1 protein-coding gene is annotated in these 436 nt (G+C 58.9%); it reads right to left on the reverse strand.

Annotated elements, in window-relative coordinates:
- Positions 1 to 436, reverse strand: a 436-nt coding sequence (locus ACQZ2L_RS25075) for an immunoglobulin-like domain-containing protein (protein WP_430328316.1), incomplete at both ends; no start/stop codon positions are given.

Here is a 436-nt window from a genome sequence, read left to right on the forward strand (position 1 = left end):
CCCACCGACGTTCACGGTCAGGGTGGTGGTGCTGCCAGCCTGAGGCGGGTTGCTGAGCTGGAAGTTGAAGGTCAGGTTGGCATCACCCTCCTTCGCTGCTTCAGCAGTGACGGCCACAGTCGTAGTGTCGATCGTGTCTTCGACGGCAACAGTGGTGGTCGCGCCGGTCAGATCCACAGCTTCGAAGTTGCCGCCATTGACCGCGGTGACAGTCGCGGTGACTTCGCTGCCATCTTTGTACACGTCTTCGACGTTGGTATTCGGAACCAGCAGAGTACCTTTGCCGGAAGCGTCGATATCAACGGTGTAGCTGGTGCCACCGACGTTTACGGTCAAGGTAGCAGTGGTACCAGCCTGCGGTGGGTTGCTCAGCTGGAAGTTGAAGGTGAGATTGGCATCACCTTCTTTCGCAGCTTCGGCAGTGACGGCCACGGTG

The sequence above is a fragment of the Pseudomonas shirazensis genome (genome assembly GCF_050496565.1).
GTDB lineage: Bacteria > Pseudomonadota > Gammaproteobacteria > Pseudomonadales > Pseudomonadaceae > Aquipseudomonas > Aquipseudomonas shirazensis_A.